Raw genomic sequence first — 13,043 nt, 5'->3', positions numbered from 1 at the left:
ATGATAAGGGAATGTCCACGGCCGCTCGCCGTGGGCACCCCGCTCAGCGGGGCAGGTCGCTGAACCCCATGAGGAATTCGTCGACCGAGCGGGCCGCCTGGCGGCCCTCGCGGATGGCCCAGACCACCAGCGACTGGCCGCGCCGGATGTCGCCCGCCGCGAACACCTTGGGGGCGCTGGTCGCGTAGCCGCCGATGAAGTCGACGCTGGCCTTGGCATTGCCGCGGGCGTCCTTCTCGACGCCGAAGGCATCCAGCACGTTCGCGACCGGGCTCACGAAGCCCATCGCGAGCAGCACCAGGTCGGCCTTGAGGATCTGCTCGCTGCCGGGCACCTCGACCATCTTGCCGTCCTTCCACTCGACACGGACGGTCTTCAATCCGGTGACCTTGCCCTTCTCGCCGATGAATTCCTTGGTCGAGATCGCGAACTCGCGCTCGCAGCCTTCCTCGTGGCTCGAGCTGGTGCGCAGCTTGTACGGCCAGTAGGGCCAGGTCATCGGCCGGTTTTCCTCTTCCGGCGGCTGCGGCATGAGTTCGAACTGGGTCACGCTGGCCGCGCCATGGCGGTTGCTGGTGCCCACGCAGTCGGAGCCGGTGTCGCCGCCGCCGATCACGATCACGTGCTTGCCGTCTGCCCGCAGCTGGCCCTTGACCTTGTCGCCCGCGTTGACCTTGTTCTGCTGCGGCAGGAACTCCATCGCGAAATGGATGCCGTCCAGGTCGCGGCCCGGCACCGGCAGGTCGCGCGACTGCTCGGCACCGCCGGTCAGCAGCACGGCGTCGAAGTCCTTGGCGAGCTGCTCGGGCGTGATGGTCTCCTTGGCCCAGTTCGTGACCTTGGAGCCCTTGCCGAGCGGATCCTTGGCGGCGCCGACCATGACGCCGGTGCGGAAGGTCACGCCCTCGGCCTTCATCTGCTCGACCCGGCGGTCGATGTGGGTCTTCTCCATCTTGAAATCGGGAATGCCGTAGCGCAGCAGGCCGCCGACCCGGTCGTTCTTCTCGAACAGGGTCACGTCGTGGCCGACGCGTGCCAGCTGCTGGGCAGCGGCCATGCCGGCCGGGCCGGCGCCGACGACCGCGACCTTCTTGCCGGTCTTGTGCTTGGCTGGCCGGGCCGCGACCCAGCCTTCGTCCCAGGCGCGGTCGATGATCGCGTGCTCGATCGACTTGATGCCCACGGGATCGTCGTTGACGTTGAGCACGCAGGCGGCCTCGCAGGGCGCGGGGCAGATGCGGCCCGTGAACTCGGGGAAGTTGTTGGTCGAGTCGAGCACCACGAAGGCGCTCTGCCAGTCGGCCCGGTAGACCAGGTCGTTGAAGTCCGGAATGATGTTGTTGACCGGGCAGCCGCTGTTGCAGAACGGCGTGCCGCAGTCCATGCAGCGTGCGCCCTGGACCTTGGCCTGCGCCTCGTCCAGGCCGACGACGAATTCCTTGTAGTGCTTGACCCGCTCGTCGACCGGGCGATAGCCCTCCTCGATGCGTTCATGCTCCATGAAGCCGGTGATCTTTCCCATCGTGAGTCCTTGTTCTGTTCGCTCTTCGTTCGGTGCCGGCGGATCAGACCGCGGCCACCGGCTTGCCGGCTGCGTGCGGCTCCATGCCGGCGTGCGCGTTGTTGCCGCTGCTGGTCAGCTCGACCTCGCGGTCGTGGATCTCGGCCAGCGCGCGCTTGTATTCGTTCGGGAACACCTTGACGAACTTGGTGCGCGAGACCGCCCAGTTGTCGAGAAGTTCGCGCGCGCGCTTGCTGCCGGTCCAGCGGTGATGTTCCTCGAGCAGCTTCCTGAGCTTGGCCTCGTCGGTCTCGCCCTCGTGCCAGACCTTGCGATGCACGCTCGCGGTCTGCTCGGCCGAGGTCAGGACCTTGTCGAGCGAGACCATCGCGAGATTGCAGCGCGAGGCGAACTGGCCGTCCTCGTCGTAGACGAAGGCGACGCCGCCGCTCATGCCGGCCGCGAAGTTGCGTCCGGTCTGGCCGAGCACGGCCACCGTGCCGCCGGTCATGTACTCGCAGCCGTGGTCGCCGGTACCCTCGACCACCGCCGTGGCACCCGACAGCCGCACCGCGAAGCGCTCGCCGGCCACGCCGCAGAGGTAGGCCTCGCCGGTGGTCGCGCCATACAGTGCAGTGTTGCCGACGATCGTGTTGCGCGCCGCCTCGCCGCGGAAGTCCAGGCTCGGACGCACCACCACGCGGCCGCCCGACAGGCCCTTGCCGGTGTAGTCGTTGGCATCGCCGATCAGGTAGAGCGTGATGCCGCGTGCCAGGAAGGCGCCGAACGACTGCCCGCCGGTGCCCTCGAGCTGGATGCGGATCGAATCGTCGGGCAGGCCCTGCGGATGCACCTTGGTCAGCGCACCGGACAGCATCGCGCCGACCGAGCGGTTGACATTGCGCGCCACCTCGATGAACTGCACCTTCTCGCCCTTCTCGATCGCCGGACGCGACTTCTCGATCAGCTTCACGTCGAGGCTCTTCTCGAGGCCGTGGTCCTGGTCCGCGACATGGAAGCGCGGCACGTCGGCCGGCACGTTCGGCTGCGCGAACAGGCGGCTGAAATCGAGGCCGCGGGCCTTCCAGTGATCGATGCCCTGACGGGTGTCGAGCAGGTCGGCGCGGCCGATCAGGTCGTCGAACTTGCGGATGCCGAGCTGGGCCATGATCTGGCGCACTTCCTCGGCGACGAAGAAGAAGTAGTTGACGACGTGCTCGGGCTTGCCCGAGAACTTCTTGCGCAACGTCGGGTCCTGCGTGGCCACGCCCACCGGGCAGGTGTTCAGGTGGCACTTGCGCATCATGATGCAGCCCTCGACCACCAGCGGCGCGGTGGCGAAGCCGAATTCGTCGGCGCCCAGCAGCGCGCCGATGGCGACGTCGCGGCCGGTCTTCATCTGGCCGTCGGCCTGCACGCGGATGCGGCCGCGCAGGCGGTTCAGCACCAGGGTCTGCTGGGTCTCGGCCAGGCCGATCTCCCACGGGCTGCCGGCATGCTTGATCGACGACCACGGCGAGGCGCCGGTGCCGCCGTCATGGCCCGCGATCACGACGTGGTCGCTCTTGCACTTGGCAACGCCCGCGGCGATGGTGCCGACGCCCACTTCGCTCACGAGCTTGACGCTGACGCTGGCATGCGGCGCGACGTTCTTCAGGTCGTGGATCAGCTGAGCCAGGTCCTCGATCGAGTAGATGTCGTGGTGCGGCGGCGGCGAGATCAGGCCGACGCCCGGCACCGAGTAGCGCTGCTTGCCGATGTACTTGGTGACCTTGCCGCCAGGCAGCTGGCCGCCTTCGCCGGGCTTGGCGCCCTGCGCCATCTTGATCTGCACCTGGTCGGCCGAGGACAGGTATTCGGCCGTGACGCCGAAGCGGCCCGAGGCCACCTGCTTGATGCGCGAACGCAGCGAGTCGCCGTCCTTGAGCGGAAGGTCGACCTCGACGTTCTCCTCGCCGATCACGCTCTTGAGCGTGTCGCCGAGCTTGATCGGAATGCCCTTCAACTCGTTGCGGTAGCGCGCCGGGTCCTCGCCGCCCTCGCCCGTGTTGCTCTTGCCGCCGATGCGGTTCATGGCGACGGCCAGCGTGGCATGGGCCTCGGTGCTGATCGAGCCGAGCGACATCGCGCCGGTCGCGAAGCGCTTGACGATCTCCGCGGCGGTCTCGACCTCGTCCACCGGAATCGCCTTCGCCGGATCGATCTTGAACTCGAAGAGGCCGCGCAGCGTCAGGTGACGGCGGTTCTGCTCGTTGATGATCTGGGCGTATTCCTTGTAGGTGTTGAAGTTGTTGGCGCGCGTGCTGTGCTGCAGCTTCGCGATCGCGTCAGGCGTCCACATGTGCTCCTCGCCGCGGGTGCGCCAGGCGTACTCGCCACCGGCGTCGAGCATGTGCGCAAGCACCGGATCGTCGCTGAAGGCCGCCTTGTGCATGCGGATGCCTTCCTGGGCGATCTCGAACACGCCGATGCCCTGGACGCGGCTCGCGGTGCCCGTGAAGTACTTGTCGACCGTCTCGCTGTTGAGGCCGATGGCTTCGAACAGCTGCGCGCCGCAGTAGCTCATGTAGGTGCTGACACCCATCTTCGACATGATCTTCGACAGGCCCTTGCCGACCGCCTTGACGTAGTTGTAGATGGCCTTCTCGGCACTGAGGTCGCCCGACAGGTCCTCGTGCATCGCCGCCAGCGTTTCCATTGCCAGGTAGGGATGCACGGCTTCGGCGCCGTAGCCCGCGAGCACGCCGAAGTGATGCACCTCGCGCGCCGAGCCGGTCTCGACCACCAGGCCGGCCGTGGTGCGCAGGCCCTCGCGCACCAGGTACTGGTGCACGGCCGACAGCGCGAGCAGCGCGGGAATGGCGACCTGCGTGGGACCGACGCCGCGGTCGCTCACGATCAGGATGTTGTGGCCGCCCTTGATGGCATCCACGGCTTCGGCGCACAGCGAAGCCAGCTTGGCTTCCACGCCCTCGTCGCCCCAGGCCAGCGGGTAGGTGATGTCGAGCGTGTAGCTCTTGAACTTGCCCTGCGTGTACTTGCCGATGTCGCGCAGCTTCGCCATGTCGGCGAAGTCGAGGATCGGCTGGCTCACCTCGAGCCGCATCGGCGGGTTGACCTGGTTGATGTCGAGCAGGTTCGGCTTCGGGCCGATGAAGGACACCAGCGACATCACGATCGCCTCGCGGATCGGGTCGATCGGCGGGTTCGTCACCTGCGCGAACAGCTGCTTGAAGTAGTTGTAGAGCAGCTTGTTCTTGTTCGACAGCACGGCCAGCGGACTGTCGTTGCCCATCGAGCCGATGCCTTCCTCGCCGGCCGCGGCCATCGGGCTCATGAGGAACTTGATGTCCTCCTGCGTGTAGCCGAAGGCCTGCTGACGGTCGAGCAGGCTGACCTGGCTCACCGGCGGCTGCACCGTCTCGGCCTCGACGCTGTCGAGCTTGATGCGCAGGTTCTCGATCCACTGCTTGTAGGGCTTGCTGTTCGCGAGGTTGGCCTTGACCTCCTCGTCGTCGATCATGCGGCCCTGCTCGAGGTCGATCAGGAACATCTTGCCGGGCTGCAGGCGCCACTTGCGGACGATCTTCTGCTCGGGCACCGGCAGCACGCCCGATTCCGAACCCATGATGACCAGGTCGTCGTCGGTCACGCAGTAGCGCGACGGGCGCAGGCCGTTGCGGTCGAGCGTGGCGCCGATCTGGCGGCCGTCGGTGAAGACGATCGAGGCCGGGCCGTCCCAGGGCTCGAGCATCGCGGCGTGATATTCATAGAACGCGCGGCGGCGCGGATCCATGGTGGCGTGCTGCTCCCAGGGTTCCGGGATCATCATCATCACGGCCTGGCTGATCGGGTAGCCCGACATCGTCAGCAGTTCGAGGCAGTTGTCGAAGGTCGCGGTGTCGGACTGGCCCGGGAAGCTGATCGGATAGAGCTTCTGCAGGTCGGCACCCAGCACCGGCGAGGACATCACGCCTTCGCGCGCCTTCATCCAGTTGTAGTTGCCCTTGACCGTGTTGATCTCGCCGTTGTGGGCGACATAGCGGTACGGGTGGGCCAGCGGCCACTCGGGGAAGGTGTTGGTCGAGAAGCGCTGGTGCACAAGGCCCAGGGCCGAGACGCAGCGCTTGTCCTGCAGGTCGAGGTAGTAGGTCCCGACCTGGTCGGCCAGCAGCAGGCCCTTGTAGACCACCGTGCGGCTCGACATGCTCGGCACGTAGTATTCCTTGCTGTGCTTGAGCTTCAGGCGCTGGATGTTTGCGCTCGCTGTCTTGCGGATCACGTACAGCTTGCGTTCCAGGGCGTCCTGCACGATGACGTCGTTGCCGCGGCCGATGAAGACCTGGCGCAGCAGCGGTTCCTTGGCACGCACCGTCGGCGACATCGGCATCTCGCGGTTGACCGGCACGTCGCGCCAGCCGAGCAGCACCTGCCCCTCGGCCTTGATCGCGCGTTCCATCTCCTGCTCGCAGGCTTCGCGGGATGCATGTTCCTTGGGCAGGAAGATCATGCCGACACCGTATTCGCCGGGCGGCGGCAGCTCGACGCCCTGCTTGGCCATCTCTTCGCGGTACAGCAGGTCGGGCAGCTGGATCAGGATGCCGGCGCCGTCGCCCATGAGCTTGTCGGCCCCGACCGCGCCGCGGTGGTCGAGGTTCTCGAGGATCTTGAGGCCCTGCAGCACGATGGCGTGGCTCTTCTCGCCCTTGATGTGGGCCACGAAGCCCACGCCGCAGGCGTCGTGCTCGTCGGCACCGGAATAAAGACCGTGTTGTTGGAGATGCTGGATCTCGGCAGCCGTCGTCATGGGCGTGCTCCTTCAGTTTTTCGCAGGGAAACGGAGCATATTGCTTTGCACAAATAATGCCAAACCCTTTAATTGGGGTCAGATTCCATTTAATTTCCGATTATTTTGATCAGATTTTAATTGGGGACATATCAAAAAAGTGAGCAATAGCTGCACGGCTGATGCGATTTCCAGGGGTATTCCCTAGTGTTCCGGAGGCCTCGCGGGGCGCCCCGGACGCGCCTTCGTCGTCCTACGGCCTGTCGTTTTTTGTAACGAATCGACGAATTCAGTGTCGCCGGCTGCCCAACCGTGCAGCGTGGCGTCGGTCAACAGCGCCTGCGCGGAGATCGACAGGCCCGCACGCACCATTTCGGCATAGGCGGCCTCGCGGGCGAACGGCGTGTTGCCCAGCGACCAGTAGAGCGGATGCGGCGTGAGCAGCCGATCCTGCGCCAGGCCCGCATAGTGCGCATGGCTCGACCACGGATGCTCGCGCGCCTCGGCCGCCACACCGGCACGCACCGGGTTCAGGTCGATGTAGGCCATGCAGGCGAGCAGGTAGCGATCCGACTGGATCACGGTCGACTTGTAGCGGCCTTCCCATAGTGTTCCGCTGCGGCCATGGCGGTCGTTGAAGTAGCGCACGTAGCGCCGGCCGACCGCCTGCATCCATTGCGGCAAGCCGTCGGCGGTCGAGGGCGTGGCCAGCAGATGGAAATGGTTGTCCATGAGCACGTAGGCGTGCAAAGCGACGCCGAAGCGCTGGGCGTTCTCGCCCAGCAGCTGCAGAAACATCTGGCGGTCGGCCCGGTCGACGAAGATCGCCTGCCGGTTGTTGCCGCGCTGGATCACGTGGTGCGGCTGGCCGGCGAGCGTGAGTCGGGGCAATCGGGCCATGGCGAGGAAGGCGGACGACGAGGCGCTGGCAAACCGCGACGGCGCGCTCAGGGCAGGCGAAAGCGGGTCTCGAGCAGCGATTCGAGGCCGAATTGCCCGAGCAGTTCGCGCAGCCGCTGCGCCGCGCTGGCGTTGCGCTGGCCGGTGTGGCGGCCGATGATGAGTTCGTTCTTCATGCTGTGCTCCCAACCCACGAGCTCGGTCACCGTGACCTGGTAGCCGTGCGCCTCGAGGTAGAGGCAGCGCAGCACGTTGGTGAGCTGGCTGCCGATCTCGCGCGTGTGCAGCGGATGGCGCCACAGCTCGGCCAGCGGCGTGCGCGACAGCGCGAGCGCCTTGGTCTCGCGCAGGCAGGCCGCGACCTCCGCCTGGCAGCAGGGGACCAGCACCATGAAGCGCGCCTTCTTCGCCAGCCCGAAAGCGATCGCGTCGTCGGTTGCCGTGTCGCAGGCATGCAGCGCGGTCACGACGTCGATACGCGGCGGCAGCTCCGAGGCCGAGGCCGACTCTGCCACCGTGAGGTTGAGGAAGGACATGCGGTCGAAGCCGAGCCGCGCCGACAGCGCACGCGACTTCTCGACCAGCTCGGCACGGGTCTCGATGCCATAGACATGGCCGCTGCCGCCCTGCTTGAAGAACAGGTCGTAGATGATGAAGCCGAGGTAGGACTTGCCCGCACCGTGGTCGGCCAAGGTGGCGGCCGCGCCCTCGTCAGGCAGCTCGCGCAGCAGCTTCTCGATGAACTGGAACAGGTGGTAGACCTGCTTGAGCTTGCGGCGCGAATCCTGATTGAGCCGGCCCTCGCGCGTGAGGATGTGCAGTTCCTTGAGCAGCTCGACCGACTGCCCCGGGCGCAGCTCGGCGAGAACGTCCACCTCGGCGCGTTCGGCCTTCGCGGATTTCGACGAGGTCCTGCCGCCCGGGCGGCCGACTGGCGTGCCGTCGCGCAGCAGCGCATCGGCATTCGCCTTCGGAGCGGTCGGGCGGCTCATGCAGCGCTCCCGGGACCGACGTCGAGTGCGGCCCAGCCGGCCTGGCCGAGCGTTTCCAGCGTCTGGATGTTGCGGCCGAAGATGTCTTCGGCATCGGGGAAGGCCTCCACCGCGCGATCGATGCTCTCCTCGCGCAGCAGGTGCAGGGTCGGGTATGGCGCGCGATTCGTGGCATTCGTGATGTCGTCGGGCTCGGTGCCACCGAACTGGAAGCGCGGATGGAAGCTCGCGAGCTGCAACACGCCTTCGAAACCGGCGCGTGCGAGTCGCCGCTCCGCGCGCGCCGTGAAGTCGTTGAAATCGAGAAAGTCGGACAAGGTGTTCGGTGCCATCAGAAGAGTGGTGTCGCGTTCGGCGGCCGGAAGCGCAGCGAGCGCCTCGGCCTCGCGCATCATCGCCTCGATCAGGCCTGCATCGTCGGCCGGGAGATGGACGGCGTAGTGAACCTGGCCACGCACATGCACGGCCTTCGCGAAGGGACAGAGGTTGAGGCCGATCACGGCGCGCTCGAGCCAGCGCCGGGTATCGGCCTCGGCCTGCGTCGCCGAGACCAGGGGGGGTTCGGGCGTCATGCGGCCGTCCTTCCGAGCGCAGGATGCGCACGCAGCCGCGCCGCCATCGCCAACCCCACGAGCGAGCAACCCAGCGTGAGAGCCCAGGTCCATTGCCAGCCACCCAAGCGATGCGCTAGCCAGCCCACGGCCGGCGGCGCGAGGAACTGCCCGAGCGACGACGCCTGCTGCATCAGCCCGATGGTGGTCGAGACGGTGGAGCCGCCCGGCGCCAGCCGGACGCCGAGCATGAAGAGCGTCGCAGGCACCACGCCGCCGGCAAGCGAGAAGACGCAGATGGCGACATGGCGCAGCGCCGGTGGCAGGCTCCAGGCGGCATCGGGTCCGCCGACGCGAACGAAGGCTGCGAGGCTGGCCAGCGCCATCACGATGAAACCCCAGCGCAGCAGCCGAACCGGCGCGACGCCGCGCTGCAGCAGGCGGCCGCCCGTGACGTTGCCGACGATGTTGGTTGCCGCCGCCAGCGCGGTCAATGCAGCGCTCCAGCCGACCGGCACGCCGGCATCGGCGTAGATCGTCGGCAGGAAGCCGATGACCGCGATCCATTGCGCGGCATAGACCGCGAAGGCCAGTGCCAGCGTTCGCGGGCCGGGTGCGCGCAGCGTGGCACCGAGGCGCGCCGACCAGGCCTCTGCGCCGGCGACCGGTGCGCCGCCCCGCATGCGGTCCGCGGGTACCGCGAGCGCGACCCATGCCGCCGCCACGGCCGACGTGGCCGCCAACGCAAGCCACCAGCCGGGCCAGCCGACGCGCGCGATCACGGCCGGCCCGAGCAGCAGCGCGAGCGCCACGCCGAGCGGCATGTAGCTGCCCCAGAGGCCCATCACCGTCTTGTCCGAACCATGGGCCGCCACCGACCGGATCAATCCCGGGCCGGGCATCACGGCCAGCAGGAAGCCGAGTCCCTCGAGCGCGCGCAACGCGAGCAGCCAGGCGAACGCGGTCCCCGGATCCGCGACCCACAGACCCACGCCACCGCCGGCCGCGCTCGCGAAGCTCAGCAACAGCAGGCCCGCGAGCATGCTGCGCCGAAGGCCGATGGCGTCGGCGGCAAGCCCCACGGCGAGACCCAGCACCATGCCGGCGACCTGCACCAGCGACAGCAGGAAGCCCGCCTGCACCAGTCCGATGCCCAGCGATGCCTGCAGCGCAGTCACTGCGGGCGGCAGCTTGCCGATGTGAAGTGCCGCGGCCACGCCGCCCGCCACCACGGCCAGCGCGGCCACCGGCAGGCGCGGCCGAATGGCGCTCATGGAAGTAGCTCCGCCTTCGGCTGCGGTGCGAGCGCCTTCGGGCGGCCGGGCGGCGCTCATGGGAAAACCTCCGCCTTCGGCTGCGGTGCGAGCGCCTTCGAGCGGCCGGGCGGCGGTCCTGGGAGAACCTCCGCCTTCGGCTGCGGTGCGAGCGCCTTCGGGCGGCCGGGCGGCGCTCATGCCAACCACCGTTGTCCTGTGAGGCGCTCGTACTCGCGGATCGCGAAGCGGTCGGTCATGCCCGCGATGTAGTCGGCCACGCCCCGATGGCGCTCGCGGTGAGCGGCATAGGCCTCGGGCATCTGGCTGGCGTCGGCCAGGTAGGCATCGAACAACGCGCGCACCACGGCCTGGGCCTGGTCTGCCGTGCGCATCACCTGCGGATGGCGGTAGAGGTTCTGGAACAGGAAACGCTTGAGCGCGGTCGACTCGGCACGCATCGCGCCACCGAACAGCACCAGCGGCGCGCTGCGGCGCACGGCATCGGCGTCGGCCGGGGCGGTGGCGTCGAGCGCTGCGCGCGTGGCATCGATGACGTCGTAGACCTGGGCGCTCAGCATGCGCCGGATGGTCTCGTAGAGCACCCGGCGGCCCTGCAGCGTCGGGTGCTCGGCCAGCGCCTGTTCGCGGTAGCGCTCGAACAGCGCGACTTCGCCGAGCTGCTCGATGCCGATCAGCCCCGAGCGCACGCCATCGTCGATGTCGTGCGCGTTGTAGGCGATCTCGTCGGCCAGGTTGCACAGCTGGGCCTCGAGGCTCGGCTGCGTGCGTTCCACGAAGCGCCGCCCCACCCCGCCGGGTTCGATCGCCTCGAGCCGGTCGGCATTGGCACGCGAGCAATGCTTGAGGATGCCTTCGCGAGTCTCGAAACTCAGGTTCAGGCCGTCGTAGCGCGCGTAGCGATGTTCGAGTTCGTCCACCACCCGCAGGCTCTGCAGGTTGTGCTCGAAGCCGCCGTGCTGCTTCATGCAGTCATCGAGCGCGTCCTGTCCTGCGTGGCCGAAGGGCGTGTGGCCGAGGTCGTGCGCGAGCGCGATCGCCTCGACCAGGTCTTCGTTGAGGTCCAGCGCGCGCGCGATCGAGCGTCCGAGCTGCGCCACCTCGAGCGAATGCGTGAGCCGGGTGCGGAACAGGTCGCCCTCGTGGTTGAGGAACACCTGCGTCTTGTAGACCAGGCGCCGGAATGCGGTCGAATGCACGATGCGGTCGCGATCGCGCTGGAAGGCATCGCGCGTCGGTGCCGGCGGCTCCGCATGAAGCCGCCCGCGCGAGCGGGCCGGATCGCTGGCGAAGGGCGCGAGGCTCATCGCGACGATGCCCTCGGGCTCATGCCGCGCAGCACTGCGCGAGCACCTCGCGCACCATCGCGTCGGGGGCGCTGCGCACCGCGGCCGAGCCGGGCCTGTCGATGACAACGAAGCGGATCTCGCCGGCTTCGGACTTCTTGTCGACGCGCATCAGTTCGAGGTAGCGGTCGGCGCCGAGCGCCGGACCCGTCACCGGCAACCCTGCGCGCCGCACCAGCGCCGTCAGGCGTTCAACGAACGCCGCATCGACACCGCCGAGCCGCAGCGACAGCTGCGCCGCCATGACCATCCCGCAGCCGACCGCCTCGCCGTGCAGCCACTCGCCATAGCCCAGGCCCGACTCGATCGCATGGCCAAAGGTGTGGCCGAAATTGAGGATCGCCCGCAGTCCGGCCTCTCGCTCGTCCTGGCCCACGACCTCGGCCTTGATCTCGCAGCTGCGTTTCACCGCATGCGCGAGCGCGGCCGGATCGCGCGCGATCAGCGCATCGATGTTCGCCTCGATCCAGGCCAGGAAGCCCATGTCGTAGATCGGCCCGTACTTGATGACCTCGGCCAGCCCGGCGCTGAGCTCGCGCGGCGGCAGCGAGGCCAGCGTCGCCAGGTCGCACAGCACGAGCTGCGGCTGGTAGAAGGCGCCGATCATGTTCTTGCCGAGCGGGTGGTTGATCGCGGTCTTGCCGCCGACCGAGGAATCGACCTGCGCCAGCAGGGTGGTCGGCACCTGCACGAAAGGCACGCCGCGCATGTAGCTGGCGGCCGCGAAGCCGGTCATGTCGCCGACCACGCCGCCGCCCAGCGCGTACAGCACGGTCTTGCGGTCGGCGCCGCGCTGCAGCAGGGCGTCGAAGATCAGGTTCAGCGTCTGCCAGTCCTTGTGCGCCTCGCCGTCGGGCAGCTCGAGCAGGTGAACCTCCCGGTAGCGCCCGGCCAACGCTTGCTGCAGAGCGGCCGCATAGAGCGGCGCCACGGTGGTGTTGCTGACGATCAGCGCGGTAGCGGCCGCCGGCACCGCGGCAAAACTGCTGGCATCGCCCAGCAGGTCGCTGCCGATCACGATGGGGTAGCTGCGGTCGCCGAGCTGGATCTCGACGTGTTCGGGCGCGACGGCGGTGGGCATGGGCATGCCCCCGAGTTTAGGTGCTGCCCGGACCGTGCTCGGGCGGGTCCTGGGGAAGCCTTGCGGCGTCGGGGTCGACCACGCCAGCCAGTTCGAGCTGCATCACAATCATGTTGACCAGCGTCGCGAGCGACGGCCGGCCGGTCTCGATCAGGTCGTGGGCGGTCTCGCGGTAGAGCGGATCGCGGGCGTCGTGCAGTTCGCGCAGCCGCCCGAGCGGATCGGACACCTGCAGCAGCGGGCGCTTGACATCGTGCCGCAGGCGCCGGAACAGGTCCTCGGGCGCCGATCGCAGGTAGAGGACGTGGAAATGGTCACGCAGCATCTGCCGGTTCGCCGGCCGCAGCACGCAGCCGCCACCGGTGGCCACCACGCCGACGGGATCGGCCGCGAGGTCGGCAATGACAGCCTGCTCGACGTCGCGGAAGCCGAGTTCACCCTCGCGCTCGAAATAATCGCGGATGGAGCAGCCGATCCGCTCCTCGATCACGTGGTCGCTATCGACGAAGGGAAGCTGAAGGCGCTGCGCCAGACGCCGGCCGATTGCGGACTTTCCGGCGCCGGGCAAGCCGACGAGTGCGACCGCCATGCAGGGCTGGCAACGCGCGCGCC

9 protein-coding genes are annotated in these 13,043 nt (G+C 68.1%); all 9 read right to left on the bottom strand.

The annotated features are described in order from the left end of the window. Nucleotides 1-43: 43 nt before the first annotated feature. The 9 genes from QTH87_RS03025 to QTH87_RS02985 all read right to left on the bottom strand — a co-directional run bounded on the left by QTH87_RS03025 (nucleotide 44) and on the right by QTH87_RS02985 (nucleotide 13,020). Nucleotides 44-1,522, bottom strand: a complete 1,479-nt coding sequence (locus QTH87_RS03025) for a glutamate synthase subunit beta (protein WP_286606755.1) — start codon at nucleotides 1,520-1,522, stop codon at nucleotides 44-46. Between the two features lie 43 nt (nucleotides 1,523-1,565). Then, nucleotides 1,566-6,308, bottom strand: coding sequence for a glutamate synthase-related protein (locus QTH87_RS03020; RefSeq protein ID WP_286606753.1), 4,743 nt, complete (start codon nucleotides 6,306-6,308; stop codon nucleotides 1,566-1,568). Nucleotides 6,309-6,491: 183 nt separating this feature from the next. Further along, nucleotides 6,492-7,187, bottom strand: a complete 696-nt coding sequence (locus QTH87_RS03015; protein WP_286606751.1) for a transposase — start codon at nucleotides 7,185-7,187, stop codon at nucleotides 6,492-6,494. A gap of 47 nt (nucleotides 7,188-7,234) precedes the next feature. Continuing rightward, the gene (locus QTH87_RS03010; RefSeq protein ID WP_286606749.1) at nucleotides 7,235-8,179 is read right to left on the bottom strand and encodes a class I SAM-dependent methyltransferase; all 945 of its coding nucleotides are present in this window, start codon (nucleotides 8,177-8,179) and stop codon (nucleotides 7,235-7,237) included. Continuing rightward, a complete protein-coding gene (locus QTH87_RS03005; protein ID WP_286606747.1) occupies nucleotides 8,176-8,751 on the bottom strand; it encodes a DUF1415 domain-containing protein in 576 nt (191 codons plus the stop codon). Before QTH87_RS03005 ends, QTH87_RS03010 begins: the two co-directional genes overlap by 4 nt. After that, entirely contained in the window at nucleotides 8,748-10,004 is a 1,257-nt protein-coding gene (locus tag QTH87_RS03000; RefSeq protein ID WP_286606746.1) for an MFS transporter, read from the bottom strand. Before QTH87_RS03000 ends, QTH87_RS03005 begins: the two co-directional genes overlap by 4 nt. A gap of 176 nt (nucleotides 10,005-10,180) precedes the next feature. Further along, entirely contained in the window at nucleotides 10,181-11,311 is a 1,131-nt protein-coding gene (locus QTH87_RS02995; RefSeq protein ID WP_286606745.1) for a deoxyguanosinetriphosphate triphosphohydrolase, read from the bottom strand. A 19-nt stretch (nucleotides 11,312-11,330) separates the two neighbouring features. After that, entirely contained in the window at nucleotides 11,331-12,431 is a 1,101-nt protein-coding gene (gene aroB, locus QTH87_RS02990; RefSeq protein WP_444812750.1) for a 3-dehydroquinate synthase, read from the bottom strand. A 16-nt stretch (nucleotides 12,432-12,447) separates the two neighbouring features. Continuing rightward, a complete protein-coding gene (locus tag QTH87_RS02985; RefSeq protein WP_286606742.1) occupies nucleotides 12,448-13,020 on the bottom strand; it encodes a shikimate kinase in 573 nt (190 codons plus the stop codon). Nucleotides 13,021-13,043: the final 23 nt, after the last annotated feature.

Origin of the sequence: Variovorax jilinensis (assembly GCF_030316885.1) — a bacterium.
GTDB classification, from domain to species: domain Bacteria; phylum Pseudomonadota; class Gammaproteobacteria; order Burkholderiales; family Burkholderiaceae_C; genus Variovorax; species Variovorax jilinensis.
The sequence above is the reverse complement of the archived record's forward strand: the minus strand, read 5'-3'. Positions and strand labels throughout refer to the sequence as shown.

What these genes read in the sequence shown, in the direction of transcription:
- QTH87_RS02985 (WP_286606742.1), bottom strand. Translation starts at nt 13,020, where the DNA reads ATGGCGGTCGCACTCGTCGGCTTGCCCGGCGCCGGAAAGTCCGCAATC.
- QTH87_RS03000 (WP_286606746.1), bottom strand. Translation starts at nt 10,004, where the DNA reads ATGAGCGCCATTCGGCCGCGCCTGCCGGTGGCCGCGCTGGCCGTGGTG.
- QTH87_RS03020 (WP_286606753.1), bottom strand. Translation starts at nt 6,308, where the DNA reads ATGACGACGGCTGCCGAGATCCAGCATCTCCAACAACACGGTCTTTAT.
- QTH87_RS03005 (WP_286606747.1), bottom strand. Translation starts at nt 8,751, where the DNA reads ATGACGCCCGAACCCCCCCTGGTCTCGGCGACGCAGGCCGAGGCCGAT.
- QTH87_RS02995 (WP_286606745.1), bottom strand. Translation starts at nt 11,311, where the DNA reads ATGAGCCTCGCGCCCTTCGCCAGCGATCCGGCCCGCTCGCGCGGGCGG.
- aroB (WP_444812750.1), bottom strand. Translation starts at nt 12,431, where the DNA reads ATGCCCACCGCCGTCGCGCCCGAACACGTCGAGATCCAGCTCGGCGAC.
- QTH87_RS03010 (WP_286606749.1), bottom strand. Translation starts at nt 8,179, where the DNA reads ATGAGCCGCCCGACCGCTCCGAAGGCGAATGCCGATGCGCTGCTGCGC.
- QTH87_RS03015 (WP_286606751.1), bottom strand. Translation starts at nt 7,187, where the DNA reads ATGGCCCGATTGCCCCGACTCACGCTCGCCGGCCAGCCGCACCACGTG.
- QTH87_RS03025 (WP_286606755.1), bottom strand. Translation starts at nt 1,522, where the DNA reads ATGGGAAAGATCACCGGCTTCATGGAGCATGAACGCATCGAGGAGGGC.